At 66.6% G+C, this 15837-nt stretch carries 11 protein-coding genes; 7 read left to right on the top strand and 4 right to left on the bottom strand.

The annotated features are described in order from the left end of the window. Positions 1 to 36 precede the first annotated feature (36 nt). Positions 37 to 1641, bottom strand: a complete 1605-nt coding sequence (locus QW887_RS29700; protein ID WP_316195667.1) for a glycosyltransferase family 39 protein — start codon at positions 1639 to 1641, stop codon at positions 37 to 39. A 116-nt stretch (positions 1642 to 1757) separates the two neighbouring features. Between QW887_RS29700 and lepA the strand changes: the two genes are divergently transcribed. Both lepA and QW887_RS29690 read left to right on the top strand, forming a co-directional pair. Continuing rightward, positions 1758 to 3569: a translation elongation factor 4 gene (gene lepA / locus QW887_RS29695; RefSeq protein WP_315715319.1), complete on the top strand. Its 1812-nt coding sequence runs from the start codon at positions 1758 to 1760 to the stop codon at positions 3567 to 3569. Between the two features lie 151 nt (positions 3570 to 3720). Then, complete coding sequence (locus QW887_RS29690; RefSeq protein ID WP_315752234.1) at positions 3721 to 5688, top strand: methyl-accepting chemotaxis protein; 1968 nt, start codon at positions 3721 to 3723, stop codon at positions 5686 to 5688. Positions 5689 to 5813: 125 nt separating this feature from the next. On the opposite strand, the gene QW887_RS29685 is transcribed toward QW887_RS29690, so the two are convergent. Then, entirely contained in the window at positions 5814 to 6212 is a 399-nt protein-coding gene (locus QW887_RS29685) for a rhodanese-like domain-containing protein (RefSeq protein ID WP_316195665.1), read from the bottom strand. Between the two features lie 99 nt (positions 6213 to 6311). Here QW887_RS29685 and ftrA point away from each other — a divergent pair, with 99 nt between their 5' ends. Then, positions 6312 to 7343: a transcriptional regulator FtrA gene (ftrA, locus tag QW887_RS29680; RefSeq protein WP_316174516.1), complete on the top strand. Its 1032-nt coding sequence runs from the start codon at positions 6312 to 6314 to the stop codon at positions 7341 to 7343. On the opposite strand, the gene QW887_RS29675 is transcribed toward ftrA, so the two are convergent. Continuing rightward, positions 7317 to 9536 carry a putative bifunctional diguanylate cyclase/phosphodiesterase gene (locus tag QW887_RS29675; protein ID WP_316195663.1) on the bottom strand — a complete coding sequence of 740 codons (2220 nt, stop codon included), beginning with the start codon at positions 9534 to 9536 and terminating at the stop codon, positions 7317 to 7319. The genes ftrA and QW887_RS29675 overlap by 27 nt on opposite strands. Positions 9537 to 9930: 394 nt before the next feature. Here QW887_RS29675 and mepA point away from each other — a divergent pair, with 394 nt between their 5' ends. Continuing rightward, on the top strand, positions 9931 to 10872 hold the full coding sequence (mepA, locus tag QW887_RS29670; RefSeq protein ID WP_315715314.1) for a penicillin-insensitive murein endopeptidase: 942 nt from the start codon (positions 9931 to 9933) through the stop codon (positions 10870 to 10872). 173 nt (positions 10873 to 11045) lie between these two features. Then, positions 11046 to 11564 (top strand): hypothetical protein, encoded by a 519-nt coding sequence (locus QW887_RS29665; protein ID WP_315715313.1) that lies wholly within the window; start codon positions 11046 to 11048, stop codon positions 11562 to 11564. Between the two features lie 3 nt (positions 11565 to 11567). Here QW887_RS29665 and QW887_RS29660 read toward each other — a convergent pair whose 3' ends face one another. Continuing rightward, entirely contained in the window at positions 11568 to 13361 is a 1794-nt protein-coding gene (locus QW887_RS29660) for a potassium/proton antiporter (protein WP_315715312.1), read from the bottom strand. 209 nt (positions 13362 to 13570) lie between these two features. Here QW887_RS29660 and QW887_RS29655 point away from each other — a divergent pair, with 209 nt between their 5' ends. Both QW887_RS29655 and map read left to right on the top strand, forming a co-directional pair. Next, positions 13571 to 14890: a mechanosensitive ion channel family protein gene (locus QW887_RS29655; RefSeq protein ID WP_315715311.1), complete on the top strand. Its 1320-nt coding sequence runs from the start codon at positions 13571 to 13573 to the stop codon at positions 14888 to 14890. Between the two features lie 97 nt (positions 14891 to 14987). Continuing rightward, positions 14988 to 15812 carry a type I methionyl aminopeptidase gene (map, locus tag QW887_RS29650; RefSeq protein ID WP_315715310.1) on the top strand — a complete coding sequence of 275 codons (825 nt, stop codon included), beginning with the start codon at positions 14988 to 14990 and terminating at the stop codon, positions 15810 to 15812. The last annotated feature ends 25 nt before the right edge of the window (positions 15813 to 15837 follow it).

Below are 15837 nucleotides of genomic sequence, written 5' to 3'. Positions count from 1 at the left end.
CGCGCGCAGGAGCGCTTGGCCGGGACGACCGCGGAGCTATCCCCCCGATGCCTGAATATACACCTTCCAAACGATTGCAGGGCCCGCCTGGCCGTGGAAGAAGCGCTGCGTGGTCATGACCAGCGGCTCGGCTTTCGGGGCCTCCTTGGCCATCCAGGCCTCGCAGGCCGCGATCCGGTTGTCGGTGGTGTCGCAGATGCCGATGAACCCCTCGCGCTTGAGGTCCTCCAGCGCGCTCAGGCCGGAACTCCAGGTCTCCTCGGGCGTGGTGGGCACCGTGAACGGCCTTGGGTGGTCCGGGCTGTAGAAGGTCATCGGCGTGTTCATCTCGGCAAAGCCGGCCACCAGCGGCCAGGGCGAGCCGAATCGGGCATGCCAGGCCTTGGTCAGCTCCCGCGCCAGCTCCGAACGGGCGCCATAGCCGGTGGCGCCGTTCGGATTGGCGGCCATCTCGCGCCGGGCAATCCAGGGCGAGGCGATCAGCGTGAGCAGCGACAGGACGAGCCAGACGGCGGCGAGCCGCGGCAGCATGACCGATCGCAGCCGCAGCGCGGGAATTGCGACCAGCGCCAGCGGCACCAGGAAGAACAGCGAGATGCCCCAATCGGTCTTCATGTAGATCGTGAAGGCGAGGCCGCCGAGCGGCGGCCCGACGGCAACGATCGCCTGCACCAGCCAAACATTGATCGCCTGGCTTACATTCACGCCAGGATTGGGACCGCCGCGCCAGTTGCGGAAGGCGAATCGCGGCGGCCAGGCCATCACCAGCGCCGCCAGCGCCACCGGCAAAGCCAGCAGCGCCAGATTGTGGCCGACATAGCCGAGCACGAGCTCGGCGGCGCGGCCGCGATCCGACAGCGTATAGACATCCCCGGCATAGGTGATGGCGACGAAATCGACCCGCCACAGCCACACCAGATGCGGGATCATCGCCACCAGCATGGTGACGATCGCGACCCACGGCGCGGGCGACGCCAGGAAGCGCAACCGTTCCGGGTGCAGCAGCGCCGCAAGGCCGATGGCGCCGATCATGGTCAGCACCCAGTATTTGGTCATCAGCGCCGCCGCGCCGGCGAGGCCGAGCCACAGGCCGCAGGCGGCGCTGCGCTTTTCGAACGCGTTGAGATAGGCCAGCACCAGCAGCGGCAGGGTCAGCAGCTGGACCAGGTCGGCGTTGTACTTGAAGCCCTTGAAATTGAAGATCGGGCACAGCGCGACCATCACCACGACGAAGAAGGCGCGGCGGCGGTCGACCACCTTGAGGCTCGCGAGCCAGACGATGACGAGGCCGCTGCCGTTCACGGCCATCGCCAGCGCATAGGTCGCCCAGTCCTTGACCGGAAACACCGCGAACCACAGCCCCGCGATCCAGCCCGACAGCGGCGGATGCTTGCCGTAGCCGAGCAGGAAGCGGCTGCCCCAGGCATAGGCCTCGGCGACGTCCATATGGACGTCCTGCGCCGCCTTCAGATTGGTCAGGATCGCCGTCCACAGCACGGCATGGACGATCGCGAAGGTGACGACGACCCAGATCGACGTTGCCGGCGCCGTGGCGCGCGCCACCAGCCAGGCGGAGATTCGCCGCGGTCCGAGACGGCCGCGCATGCGCGCCGCGAGAGGCGGAAGAGAGGTACTCGACATCCGCCCTCGGTAGCCTGTTTTGGCGGCGCGGGGAATCAGCTTGCCGTGAAGAAAGCCCCTGGAAATTCAGCAATATGGTTGCTGGTGAGGGGCTTGGGGTGCTATCTGCGCGACCCATGACGACCGCCCCCATTCCCAACATCCGCAACTTCTCCATCGTCGCCCATATCGACCATGGAAAGTCCACTTTGGCCGACCGCCTGATCCAGATGACGGGCGGGCTGTCGGACCGCGAGATGGCGGGCAAGGAGCAGGTGCTCGATTCGATGGACATCGAGCGCGAGCGCGGCATCACCATCAAGGCGCAGACCGTGCGCCTGCGTTACCATGCCAAGGACGGCAAGGATTACATCTTCAACCTGATGGACACGCCCGGCCACGTCGACTTCGCCTACGAAGTCTCCCGGTCGCTGGCTGCCTGCGAAGGCTCGCTGCTGGTGGTCGACGCCAGCCAGGGCGTCGAGGCGCAGACGCTCGCCAACGTCTACCAGGCGCTCGACAACAATCACGAGATCGTCCCGGTCCTCAACAAGATCGACCTGCCGGCGGCCGAGCCCGAGAAGATCAAGCAGCAGATCGAGGACGTGATCGGCATCGACGCCTCCGACGCGGTGATGATCTCGGCCAAGACCGGCCTCGGCATTCCCGACGTGCTGGAGGCGATCGTCACCCGCCTGCCGCCGCCCAAGGGCGACCGCGAGGCGACCCTGAAGGCGCTGCTGGTCGACAGCTGGTACGACGTCTATCTCGGCGTCGTCGTGCTGGTGCGCATCGTGGACGGCGTGATGAAGAAGGGCCAGCGCGTCCGGATGATGGGCACCGGGGCCGCCTATGACGTCGAGCGCGTCGGCTTCTTCACGCCGAAGATGACGCAGGTCGACGAGCTCGGGCCCGGCGAGATCGGCTTCATCACCGCCGCGATCAAGGAGGTGGCCGACACCCGCGTCGGCGACACCATCACCGACGACCGCAAGCCGGTCTCCGAGATGCTGCCGGGCTTCAAGCCGGCGATCCCTGTCGTGTTCTGCGGCCTGTTCCCGGTCGACGCCGACGATTTCGAGACTCTTCGCGCGGCGATGGGCAAGCTCAGGCTCAACGACGCCAGCTTCTCGTTCGAGATGGAGACGTCCGCCGCGCTCGGCTTCGGCTTCCGCTGCGGCTTCCTCGGCCTCTTGCATCTGGAAATCATCCAGGAGCGTCTCTCCCGCGAGTTCGATCTCAACCTGATCGCGACCGCGCCGAGCGTCATCTACAAGATGAAGCTGACCGACGGCGAGGAGATCGAGATCCACAACCCGGTCGACATGCCCGACGTGGTCAAGATCGCCGAGATCCAGGAGCCCTGGATCGAGGCGACGATCCTGACGCCGGACGAATATCTCGGCAGCGTGCTCAAGCTCTGCCAGGACCGCCGCGGCAATCAGAAGGAGCTGACTTACGTCGGCAGCCGCGCGATGGTCAAATACGACCTGCCGCTCAACGAGGTGGTGTTCGACTTCTACGACCGGCTGAAATCGGTCTCCAAGGGCTACGCCTCGTTCGACTATCATTTGACCGACTACAAGCCGGCCGATCTCGTCAAGATGCAGATCCTCGTCAACAACGAGCCGGTCGATGCGCTGTCGATGCTGGTGCACCGGACCCGCGCCGAAGGCCGGGGACGCGCCATGGTCGAGAAGATGAAGGACCTGATTCCGCCGCACATGTTCCAGATCCCGATCCAGGCGGCGATCGGCGGCAAGGTGATCGCGCGCGAGACCGTGCGCGCGCTGCGCAAGGACGTCACCGCGAAGTGCTACGGCGGCGACATCACCCGCAAGCGCAAGCTTCTGGAGAAGCAGAAGGAAGGCAAGAAGAAGATGCGGCAATTCGGCAAGGTCGACATCCCGCAGGAAGCCTTCATCGCCGCCCTCAAGGTGGATAGCTGAGGCGCGGGCCCGCCCCCCTCTCTGGTTTCATCAGCACGATAGGCTGAAGAAAATCCGGATTCCAAAGCGGAACCAGCGCTCCCGTGCAACTACGGTATCTGTTCGTTAATGGTATCCTGAGACCCTTGCTGCAAAGCAAGGAATGCCCCGAATGTCCCGCCTCCGGTCGATCTCCGCCCGCCTGATCATCGCGCTCTCGCTGACCGTCGCCATCGCCTGTGCCGTGCTCGGCACCTTCTCCGTCATCCAGCAGCGCGCTCTGACCCGACTGGCGCTGGAGCAGCAACTCAAGCTGCAGTTCGACAGCGTGTCGGCCGGCATCGACTATGAAGGCCGCGCCGCGCTGGCGGTCAGCTCCACCCTGGCGGCGCTGCCCCCGATCGCCGACGCCTACCTCAAGGGCGACCGCGACGCGCTTGGCGCCCTGCTCGGCGGCGCCATGACGTCGCTGAAGGCGCAGGGCATTCCGCTGGTGAACGTATGGGCGCCGCCGGCCACCAATTTCTATCGCGTGCATGAGCCCAAGGTGTTCGGCGACGACACCTCGAAGCGCCGCATCACCGTGGTGCAGGCCAACCAGACCGGCCGCCTGATCGCCGGCGTCGAGCAGAGCCGGCTGTCGCTCGGCATCTTCGGCATGACCCCGATCGTGCGCGACGGCAAGGTGATCGCGACCGTCGACGTCGGCGCCGCCTTCGGCAAGGAATTCGTCGAGCGCGCCAAGCAGCGCTTCGGCATCGATCTCGCCGTCTACTGGATCAACGACGGCCAGCCGAAGCGGCTGTCCTCGACGTTCGGCGACGAGACCGTCGCCACCCCGGACGAGGTGCTCGCGGTGTTCAAGGGCACGGCGCTGCTGCGCGATGCCACCCTGGCCGGCAAGCCCGCCGCGGTCTATGCCGGGCAGATCAGGAACTACGCCGGCGACCCGATCGCCGTGCTGGAGCTGATCAAGGACACAACCGCCTATGAGGCCGCCGCCGCCAGCGCGCAGCAGCAGCTGATCATCGGCACGGTCGTAATCCTGCTGCTCGCCGTCATCGTCGCGCTGTTCGTCGCCCGCGGCATCTCGCGCCCCCTGGTCGCCATCACCGCCGTCATGCACCGGCTGTCGAGCGGCGACACCGAGGTCGCGATCCCCGGCGGCCAGCGCAAGGACGAGCTCGGCACGATGGCGCAGGCGGTCGACGTGTTCCGCCGCAACATGATCGAGACGGCCAGCCTGCGCGAGGCGCAGGAGGCGACGCAACACCGCGCCGAGCAGGAGAAGCAGGCGCTGCAGCGGCAGATGGCCGACCGGTTCGAGGCCGACGTCAAGGGCGTGGTGTCCTCGGTTGCCAAGGCCACGGCGGACATGGAGCGCGTCGTCCACGAGATCACGGTCAGCGTCAACGGCACCTCGCAGCGCGCAGCGGCCGCCGCTGCCGCGTCCGAGGAAGCCTCGAGCGGCGTGTCGACCGTCGCTGCGGCCTCCGAGGAGCTCGCCTCCTCGGTGACCGAGATCGGTCGCCAGGTCGCGCATTCCAGCAAGGTGGCCGATGCCGCGGTCGTCAAGGCGCGCCAGACCACCGAGATGGTCGGCAGCCTCGCCGCAGCCGCCGAGAGGATCGGCGATGTGTTGCGCCTGATCGACGCGATCGCGAGCCAGACCAACCTGCTGGCGCTCAACGCGACCATCGAGGCGGCGCGTGCCGGCGAGGCGGGCCGCGGCTTCGCGGTCGTGGCAGCCGAGGTCAAGGAGCTGGCCGGACAGACCGCCAAGGCGACGGAGGAGATCGCCGGCCAGGTCACCTCGATCCAGGCCGCGACGTCCGACTGCGTGACCGCCATCGGCGGCATCAGCACAACGATCCAGGAGATCAGTGGCATTGCCGCGACCATCGCCGCCGCCGTCGAGCAGCAAGACTCGGCGACGCGCGAGATCGCGCGCAGCGTCCAGCAGGCGGCGTCCGGGACCAACGAGGTATCGCAGAACGTCGTCGGCGCCAGTGACGCCGCCGAGCAGTCACGCGAGCTCGCCGACCACGTCATGGTCGCCACGCGCGACCTCGGCAAGCGTGCGAACGACCTGTTCAAGAGCGTCGACACCTTCCTCGCCGGCCTGCGCAAGGCGGCGTAGCAGGCGACTTTCGCCATCCCGCCCTCTTGGCTCGCAGCCTTCCAACGCGGCGAGCTCCAAAATCGTCGTCGTCCCCGCGTTCGCGGGAACGACGCTGGTGATGAGGTAACAGCCGGGCCCCCGCTTCAATCGCCGGTCGTGAGTGCAAAGCCCTCGTCGAGCCAGCCGGTGATGCCGCCGATCATCATCTTCACGGGCCGTCCCAGCCGCGCAAGCCGGATCGCGGCGCGGTTGGCGCCGTTGCAGTGCGGGCCGGCGCAGTAGACCACGAACAGCCTGTCCTTCGCGTACTCGGCCATCCGCTCCGCGGTCATGGTCCGGTGCGGGATGTTGATGGCGCCGGTGATGTGCCCCTTGGCAAACGAGGCCGGGCCCCTGACATCCACCAGGATGAAGTCCGGAGCTGCTGCATGCAGACTCTCGTGCACGTCCCAGCAATCGGTCTCGAATGAGAGCATCGCCTCGAAATGGGCGAGCGCCTGGGCTGACGGGGCTGCGGGCACCTCGGTGACATGGGTCGTCATCGTCTCTCTCCTGCGACGTTGCGTGAGCTCCTCCAATCTCGCGCGCTACCCGGGGCGACCCAAGTGACGGATCGGACAAAGTTCGGTAAGTTTCCGCCAATGCCCCGCGCCGCAACCCATGCTCCACACCCGAATCCGGGATTGGTCGCCGTCATCACCTATGACGGGCTGTGCACGTTCGAGTTCGGCATCGCGGTCGAAGTCTTCGGGCTGCCGCGGCCGGAGTTCGACTTCCCTTGGTACCGGTTCACGGTGGTCTCTGCCGAAGCGCGGCGTGCCCGCGCGACCGGCGGCATCGTGGTCGAGGCCGGCGCGCCCCTGTCACGCCTGAAGCAAGCCAGCACGATCATCGTTCCAGGATGGCGCGATCGCACCGAGCGGCCGCCCGAGCGCCTGCTGCGCGCCATCGCGCAGGCGGCCGCGCGCGGCGCGCGGTGCTTGTCGATCTGCTCCGGCGTGTTCGTTCTGGCCGCCGCTGGCCTGCTCGACGGCAGGCGCGCCACCACGCATTGGCGGCACATTCCCGACCTGAAGCGGCTCTATCCGAATATTCGCGTCGAAGAGGACACGCTCTATGTCGACGAGGGCAATGTCATCACCTCGGCCGGCAGCGCTGCGGGCATCGACGCCTGCCTGCATCTGGTCCGGCGCGATTTCGGCAGCAAGGTTGCGAACAGCGTTGCCCGGCGGCTGGTGATGCCGCCGCACCGGGACGGCGGGCAGGCGCAATACGTCGTCGCACCGGTCCAGGCCCGCCCGGGACGGACGATCGGCGCCGTCATGGATTGGGCACGGGGGCGACTGGAGCAGCCGATTGCGGTCAGCGCGATGGCAAAACGCGCCGGGATGAGCGAGCGGACCTTGCTGCGGTCGTTCCAGGACAGCACGGGCGCGAGCCCTGCGGCCTGGCTGCAGCAGGAGCGCATGACGCGGGCGCGGGAGCTGCTGGAGAATGCGACGCTCTCCCTGGCGGACATCTCGGCGCAGTGCGGCTACCGGTCGCTCGAAACGTTTCGCGTCGCTTTCCGGCGCATCGTCGGAACGTCGCCCGCGGCCTATCGGCGGCGCTTCGAGGCGCGTCCAACATCGGCCAACGTCGCTCGCTCAAGCCACCAGCGCGTTGCCGGGTGAGGTACCGTCCATGGCATCCCGCTGCGCCTGCAAGAGCCGGACGATGTCGACATTGGGCCGGGGCCGGCTGAACAGATAGCCCTGCCCTTCATGGCAGCCCTCGGCGCGCAGACAGCGCAGCTCCGCCTCCGTCTCGACGCCTTCGGCCGTGATGATGACGCCGAGCCCCTTGCCCAGGCTGACGATCGAGCGGACGATCGCCTGCGCCTCGCGATTGGCCGCGAGACCGCGGATGAAGGACTGATCGACCTTGATCTTGTCGAACGGAAAGCTGCGCAGATAGCTCAGGCTGGAATAGCCAGTGCCGAAATCGTCCATCGAGATGCGCACGCCCAGCGCGCGCAGCGCATGCAGGGTGGCCAGCACCTGGCCGCTCTTCTCCAGCACCAGCGTCTCGGTGATCTCGAGCTCGAGCCGGCTCGGCGGCAGGCCCGACTGCTTCAGCACGTCCATCACCAGCGACAGCACGTTGCCGACGCGGAACTGCAGCGGCGACATGTTCACGGCGACACGGACGTCGTCCGGCCATTTCGCGGCGTCGTTGCAGGCGTGCCGCAACATCGCGCGGCCGAGCGCCGAGATCAGGCCGGTCTCCTCGGCGACCGGGATGAACTCCGACGGCGGGATCATGCCGCGCTCTGGATGCGGCCAGCGCGCCAGCGCCTCGAAACCGGTGATGCGTCCGGTCGAGAGGTCGATCAGCGGCTGATAATGCGGCTGCAGCACGTCGCGCTGGATGGCCTCGCGTAGCTCGGATTCGATCTTGCGCCGGCTCTGCGCCCGCGCATCCATGCCGGATTCGAAATAGCTGAAGGAGCCGCGCGTCTCGTTCTTCGCGCGCGACAGCGCCATGTCGGCATTCTTGAGCAGCTTCTCGGCGTCGTCGCCATCGTTCGGCGCCATGGCGATGCCGATCGTAGCGCCGATCGTCACCGAGCTGCCGTCGATGAGATAGGGATCGGCGATCGCCTCCAGCAGCCGGCGGCAGAGCTGGGCCGCATCCTCCGGCCGCGCCTGCCCGCCCTGCACCACCGCGAACTCGTCGGAGTTCAGTCGCGCGACGATGTCCTCCTGACGCAGGACCGAGCGTAGCCGCTTGCCGACCCCGCGCAACAGCCGGTCGCCGACCGCGTGGCCGAGGGTATCGTTGATCGACTTGAAATTATCGAGGCCGAGCACCAGCACGGCGATCTTCTCGGAGCCGCGCCGCATCTGGGTGAGCTTGTCATCGATCTTCTGGCGCAGCAGGTTGCGGCTCGGCAGGCCGGTCAGTGCGTCGTGCTGGGCCAGGAAGGCGAGCCGCGCCTCGGCGCGCTTGCGTTCGGTGATGTCCATCAGCGCCAGCAGCACCGCGGGCTGGGCATTGTGGACGAGATGGCGCGAATAGATCGCGAGATCGATCAGGGCGCCGTCGGCGCGGACATGCTTCCAGGTGCGCGCCGCCTGCTCCTCGCTGGACTGCTCGCCTGCCCAGGGCGGCTCGCTATCATAGGCCTGCAGGCTGCGGATGCTGAGCCGCTCGAAGGCGTCCCGGCTATAGCCGTAATGCTGGGCCGCCGCTTCGTTGACGCCGAGCACGCGCCCATCATCCGTCGCGCAGACGATCATCGGCACCGGATTGCCGTCGAACAGCAGGCGGAACGACTCCTCGCGCTGCTTCAATTCGGTGATGTCGACGCGCAGGCCAACGATGCCGCCATCGCCGGTCAGACGCTCCTCGATCAGGATGGTACGGCCGTCCGACAGCTTCTGCTCGTGGCGACCGCTCGGATGGAACAGCTTTTCGAGCCGCTCGGCGATCCACTCCTCCTCGCGGCCCGCGGCTTCCGGATAGTCGCCGCGGGCAACGCCGATCCGGATCGTGTCCTGCAGCCGGGCGCCGGATTCGAACAGGTCCGAGCTGCGGTTGTAGATTTCGGCGTATTTCTTGTTCCAGAGAATGTAGCGGCCGTCGGCGTCGAGGAACACGATCCCCTCGGGAAGAATGTCGATCGCTTCGATGAGCCGATCATGCGCCTTCTTCGCCTCGGCCATCGCCGCTTCGGCGCACTTGCCGCCGATCTCATCGACGGGGGCGAGCTTGCGCAAATTGTGCCAACGCAATCTCGGGCTTGGCTTGACCGGGTGAACTGCATCGCGGGCGCTTGGCACGCGATTGCGCTTTTTTGCCGTGGGTGGCCGAACGGGCCGCATCGCGTGCCTCACTCTCCTTCTCGAACGGCAGTTTTCGGCCACGTTTCTGAAAAAATGGTATCTTGATGCAGGGCGCGACAGCCACTGGTTACGGGAACAGGTGGATGCACTCGCGCATTTGGAGAGTTGAGACTTGCGCGGAGGATCAACCAAGGGCTGCTGTACAACCAGCGATAAGTGACGTCGGTTGCCACGGGCCAGAAAAGACCCGCATACCGTGCAATGGCCCTGCGCTTATTGTTCATTTACCGAACGAACTCACGCAATTGAGCCGTGTTCAGCCGGTTCCGCCAATCCGGCAGCAGGGTTAGAGCCAGGTTAAAACGGCCCGAATGACCCGCTGTTGACGTAGAATTGGGCAACTCGGCCGGTCGGCAGACGCTACACTGGCGCCATGCATGTCCGCCTGATTCTGGTCGCCATCATCAGTTCGGCCGTCATTGCCGTGGCGGCCCCGGCCCATGCCCAGGACAAGGGCAGCGTCGAGCCAAAGGCCCTGCCGCCATTGGCGCATCCGGACGATCCGAATACGCCGGCCAAGGAGCTGTTCGCCCGGAGGATCCTGCCGTCGGCGCAACCGACCAGGGTGATCGGCACCTATAATCGCGGCTGCATCGCCGGAGCCGAGCGAATGCCGGTCAACGGCGAGGGCTGGCAGGTGATGCGGCTGTCGCGCAACCGCAATTTCGGCCATCCCAACCTGATCGCGCTGCTGAAGCGGCTGGCGACCCGCGCGCACAAGGATGCCGGCTGGCCCGGCATCCTGGTCGGCGACATCGGCCAGCCGCGCGGCGGACCAGCGCTGTCCGGCCATGCCAGCCATCAAATCGGGCTCGACGCCGACATCTGGCTGACGCCGATGCCTGACCACAGGCTGTCGCGCAACGAGCGCGAGGAGATGTCGGCGGTCATGATGGTTCGGCCTGATCGCCTCGATGTCGATCCGCGGGTGTTCACGAAGGGCCACGTCGCCGTGATCCGCGCCGCGGCCCAGGAGCCGTCGGTGCAGCGCATCTTCGTCAACGCCGCGATCAAGAAGGCGCTGTGCCGGGACGCGAGGGGGGACCGTAGCTGGCTCACCAAGGTGCGGCCGTGGTGGGGCCACGACTATCACTTCCACATCCGCATGGTGTGCCCGCCGGGCAATCCGGACTGCCACGGCCAGACCAACCAGGAGGGCGGCGATGGCTGCGGCGACCTCGACTATTGGTTCTCGGATGCGGTGCTGCATCCGCTGCCGCCGAAAGAGCCCCCTAAGCCGCCGCAACCGCTGACGATGGCGCAACTGCCGCCTGGCTGCCGAGCGGTGCTGCATGCGCCGGACGCCAAGAATTGATTCGGCCGACGCTGCCGTGATTGGGAGTCGCAGCGGCGGGACGATTGCCATAGGATGATATTGCTCGCGCCGTCAGCGCGGCGATCGAAGGGGATGACGGTCCCTCCACCTCCTGTTATCGCGGTATCAAGATGCCGCGCGCCGCTGCGCGGCGTAACAGTCGCGAGTCCGTCATGATCCTGATCCGTCCCGCCACGACCGCCTTCCTCGTTACGGTGGCCGCGAACTCGGCTGCGGTTGCCGCCGAACCGAGCGGCTGCGACAAGTTCAAATGGGACATCGCGCGCGAGCACGCCGCGCTGACCGCAGCCGACCGCGAGAAGCTCGTATCTGGCGCCGAGATGGCCGTTATTCCCGCGACCGGGATTGTGCTGGAGCTGCGTCCGACGGCTGACGCCAAGCTGGCGATGCCGCCGGAGCGCGCGCCCAGGGACGGCAGCTTCGCCGGCCTCACGCGGATCGCCGGAGCGCCCAAGGCCGGCGTCTACACCATCAGCCTGTCGGCCGCGGCCTGGATCGACGTGGTGCAGGACGGCAAGATCCTCAAGCCGGCCGGCTTCAGCGGCGCCACCGATTGCGACGGCATTCGCAAGACCATGAAGTACGAGCTGGGATCAAAGCCTTTCGTGCTGCAGGTCAGCGGCGCGCCGGAGAATGCGATCTCGATCGCCGTCCTGCCGGCGGCAGAATGACGCTCACACCCCTGCGACCGACGACCAGACACTGGCCAGCTTGCGCTTCATCCGCTCCTTGCGCGTCAGCACCGGCACATCCTCCTCGTCCTCCGGCAGACGCAGTCCGACCACGTTGACGCGGCCGCCGGAGATCGAGCGGGCGACCAGCACGATGGTGTCGAGCGCCACGGTCGCGCCTTCCTTCGGCGCGTTGTCGAGATGGATGTCGAAATAGTCGGCGAGCGTCAGCTTGTCCTCGCCCTCGCCGAGCTTGACGCCGTAGATGCCGGCGACCTCGTCGAGCGTATGCTCGGCCGAGACCATGAAGTCGCCGAGCAGATGCGGGTCGGGCGCGGCCGACGGCGGCATGTCGACGAAGAAGCGGTCGAGCGACTCGGCCTTTTCCGGCGGCGCCAGCAGATAGAGATAGTCCCCCGGCGCGATCGGCTCGGCCTCGGGCGGCGACAGAATCTGCTCGTTACGGATCACCAGGGTCGGCTTCGACCAGGACGGGATCAGGCCGCGGCGGAAGTACAGGCTCTTGGAGCGGATCGAATAGCCGACCAGCTGCTGCTCGAGCTGGCCGGGCAGATCGAGCTCGATGCGGCGCGGGCCCCGATCCGTGCGCGGCAGCGCCACGTGCAGCTTGCGCGCGGCCACGCCGAGCGTCCAGCCCTGCGCCAGCAGCGAGATGATCACGACCACGAACGCGACGTCGAAATAGAGATAGGCGCTGGACAGGCCGACCAGCAGCGGGATCGAGGCGAGGAAGATCGCGACCGCGCCGCGCAGGCCGGTCCAGGCGATGAACGCCTTCTCCCGCCAGTTGAAGCGGAACGGATAGAGGCAGACAAACACCGCAACGGGTCGCGCCACCAGCATCAGCATCAGCGCAACAGCAATCGCCGGCAGGAGGCTGTCGAGCAGCCGCTGCGGCGACACCAGCAGCCCGAGCAGCACGAACATCACGATCTGGGCGAGCCACGTCGCGGCGTCGAGGAAGGTGACGACAGAGTTGTGCGCGCGGGTCGGCCGGTTGCCGACGATGAGGCCGGCGAGATAGACCGCGAGGAAGCCGGAGCCGTGGGCGATCTGCGCCATGCCGAAGATCACCAGCGCGGCCGTGGTCACGAACGGCGCGTGGAGGCCCTGCGGCAGCGCGACCTTGTTGAGGCCGATGACGACGAGGCGGCCGCCGACGATGCCGAACAGCGTGCCGAGCACCGCCTCGCGGATCAGCTCGAACACGAAATGTCCGAACGACCCGTGACCGACCGAGATCAGCTCGACCAGCATCAGGGTGAGGAACACCGCGAACGGATCATTGCTGCCGGACTCCGCCTCCAGCGTGGCACCGACACGCGGGCGCAGCCGCAGGCCCTGGGCGTGGACCAGCAGGAACACGGCCGCCGCATCCGTCGAGGCGATGACGGCGCCGACCAGCATCGCCTCGGTCCAGCCGAGGTCGAGGGCATATTTCGCCACGGGCGCGGTGATGAAGGCGGTCATCAGCACGCCGACGGTCGCAAGCACCATCGAGGGCGCCAGCACGGTGCGGATGCTCTGGAAGCGCGTACGCAGACCGCCGTCGAACAGGATCAGCGCCAGCGCGACGGAGCCCACCAGATAGGTGGTACGGACGTCCTGAAATTCGATATGACCAGGGCCGGAATCGCCCGCCAGCATGCCGATCACCAGGAACACCAGCAGCAGCGGTGCGCCGAAGCGCAACGCCAGCAGGCTCGACAGGATGCCGGCCATCACGAGGACCGCACCGAGGAGGATCGCAATGCTGACGGCGTCGAGGGATGACATGAAAAAACGTTGATGGATCCGAGTTTTACATCCTTATCGTCGCCACACTTGCACGCCAACCGGATTTGCTCTTATCGCGGCGATATGCCCATTTTTCCATCCTTGCCCGCGTTCGGGGTATATTTCGCGGCAATCGCCTGTGACGAAAACGAACTAAATTCCGCTGATCCGGCCAACCCGCGCCACTGTTCCCCTCCGAGACCCCGCTGATGGACCTCGACCTGAAAGACGTTCTCGACTTCCTGCAGACCGTTGGCCGCTCGATCGGCGCCGAGGTCACCTCGCCGTGGTTCTATCTTCAACTCGGACTGGTGCTGAGCGGCGCCGGCATCGCCTTTGCGGCGAGCGCCGCCGTGCGTGCGCGCATCGACCTGACTTCGCTGGCGATGGGCTGGCCTGGCCCGCTGCGGCAGCTGCTACGGGTGCTGCTGGAGAGCGTCACCACGGTCGTGTTCGTGATCCTGATGCGGATCGCCCGCACCGGCATGTTGCTGTGGACCTGGCCGAGCCGCAGCTACCTGCTCGCCGTCGCGCTCAAGCTGGCGCTCGCCTGGCTCGTGATCCGGCTGATCACCTCGGTGATCCGCAGCACCTTCATCGTGCAGATCGTGTCGATCTCGGCCTGGCTGGTGGCCGCGCTCAGCATCATCGGCCAGCTCGACAACGTCGTCGACGCGCTCGATTCCATCTCTGTCGTGCTCGGCGGCCTCAGGCTGACGCCGCTGCTGGTGATCAAGCTCGGCGTGCTGCTGCTCGCGGTGCTGTGGCTGACCAACATCGCCAGCAATTTCGTCGAGAGCCGCATCACGCGCTCGACGGACCTGACGCCGTCGATCCAGGTGCTCCTGATCAAGATGGTCCGCATGGGCCTGATGATCCTCGGCGTCGCGATTGCGATCAGCGCCGTCGGCATCAACCTGTCGGCGCTCGCGATCTTCTCCGGCGCCGCCGGTGTCGGTATCGGCCTCGGCCTGCAGCGCATCGTCGCCAATTTCGTCGCGGGCATCATCCTGCTGGCCGACAAATCGGTGAAGCCGGGCGATCTCGTCACCATCGGCGACAGCTCGGGACGCATCAGCGCGATGAACACGCGCTATATCTCGGTCGCCGCCGGCGACGGCCGCGAGTTCCTGATCCCGAACGAGGACCTCGTCACCCAGAAGGTGACCAACTGGACCTACACCGACAAGAACACGCTGGTGAAGGTCAATTTCGGCACCAACTACGACGCCGATCCCCGGGTCGTCTGCAAGCTCGCCACCGAGATCGCGGCCGAGACGCCGCGCACCTTGAAATCGAAGGCGCCGAACTGCCTGCTGACCGAGTTCACCGAGGCCGGCATGAAGTTCTCGCTGACCACATGGATCGCCGACCCCAGCTACATGGACAGCGTCAAGAGCGAGGTGATGCTGGCGCTGTGGGAGGCCTTCAAGCGCGAGGGCATCAGGGTGCCGTATCCGGTGCGAGAGCTTCGCGTTCGCGGAGGTGCGCTGCCGGTGGAGACCACGCTGGAGGTGCCGACCGGCTAGGCGGCAGATCCGGCCGTGCACACCCGGCTTGCACCGGCCGGCACGATCATTAAATTAGGCGATCACCCCGCGACACCCCTGAGAACGAAACAGGCCCATGAACTATATCGAAGCGACCGACACCGCTGCGCGCAAGAACGGCCAGATCAAGCTGCACGGCCCGAGCGGCTTTGCCGGCATGCGCAAGGCCGGCGCGCTGGTGTCGAAGTGCCTCGATGCGCTCACCGACATCGTCAAGCCGGGCGTGCCGACCTCGCGGATCGACGATTTCGTCCGGGACTTCGCCTTCAGCCACGGCGCCTATCCGGCGACGCTGATGTATCGCGGCTATCGCTACTCGACCTGCACGTCGATCAACCACGTGGTCTGCCACGGCATGCCGAACGACCGGCCGCTGAAGGAAGGCGACATCATCAATGTCGACGTCACCTTCATCGTCGACGGCTGGTACGGCGATTCCAGCCGCATGTATGCGATCGGCCCGATCGCGCGCAAGGCCGAGCGGCTGATCGAGGTCACCTACGAATCGATGATGCGCGGCATCGCCGCGGTGAAGCCCGGCGCCACCACCGGCGACATCGGCCACGCGATCCAGAGCTTCGTCGAGCCGCAGGGCATGAGCGTGGTGCGCGACTTCTGCGGCCATGGTCTCGGCCGGCTGTTCCATGACGAGCCGAACATCATCCATGTCGGCCGTCCCGGCGAGGGCGTGCTGCTCAAGCCCGGCATGTTCTTCACCATCGAGCCGATGATCAATCTCGGCAAGCCGCATGTGAAGATCCTGTCCGACGGCTGGACCGCGGTGACGCGGGACCGCTCGCTGTCGGCGCAGTTCGAGCATTCGGTCGGCGTCACCGCCGACGGCGTCGAGATCTTCACGCTCTCGGAGCGCCATGGAGAGAAGCCGCTGACGCAGGTGTGAGCGGGCTCCTGGCCGAATGGCCGCC

Source organism: Bradyrhizobium sp. SZCCHNRI3052, from assembly GCF_032484895.1.
Taxonomy (GTDB): Bacteria; Pseudomonadota; Alphaproteobacteria; order Rhizobiales; family Xanthobacteraceae; genus Bradyrhizobium.
This window is presented reverse-complemented; position numbering and strand designations above follow the sequence as displayed.

Excerpts from the sequence above, each read along its gene's own strand:
- QW887_RS29700 (WP_316195667.1), bottom strand. The coding sequence starts at position 1,641 with ATGTCGAGTACCTCTCTTCCGCCTCTCGCGGCGCGCATGCGCGGCCGT.
- lepA (WP_315715319.1), top strand. The coding sequence starts at position 1,758 with ATGACGACCGCCCCCATTCCCAACATCCGCAACTTCTCCATCGTCGCC.
- QW887_RS29690 (WP_315752234.1), top strand. The coding sequence starts at position 3,721 with ATGTCCCGCCTCCGGTCGATCTCCGCCCGCCTGATCATCGCGCTCTCG.
- QW887_RS29685 (WP_316195665.1), bottom strand. The coding sequence starts at position 6,212 with ATGACGACCCATGTCACCGAGGTGCCCGCAGCCCCGTCAGCCCAGGCG.
- ftrA (WP_316174516.1), top strand. The coding sequence starts at position 6,312 with ATGCCCCGCGCCGCAACCCATGCTCCACACCCGAATCCGGGATTGGTC.
- QW887_RS29675 (WP_316195663.1), bottom strand. The coding sequence starts at position 9,536 with ATGCGGCCCGTTCGGCCACCCACGGCAAAAAAGCGCAATCGCGTGCCA.
- mepA (WP_315715314.1), top strand. The coding sequence starts at position 9,931 with ATGCATGTCCGCCTGATTCTGGTCGCCATCATCAGTTCGGCCGTCATT.
- QW887_RS29665 (WP_315715313.1), top strand. The coding sequence starts at position 11,046 with ATGATCCTGATCCGTCCCGCCACGACCGCCTTCCTCGTTACGGTGGCC.
- QW887_RS29660 (WP_315715312.1), bottom strand. The coding sequence starts at position 13,361 with ATGTCATCCCTCGACGCCGTCAGCATTGCGATCCTCCTCGGTGCGGTC.
- QW887_RS29655 (WP_315715311.1), top strand. The coding sequence starts at position 13,571 with ATGGACCTCGACCTGAAAGACGTTCTCGACTTCCTGCAGACCGTTGGC.
- map (WP_315715310.1), top strand. The coding sequence starts at position 14,988 with ATGAACTATATCGAAGCGACCGACACCGCTGCGCGCAAGAACGGCCAG.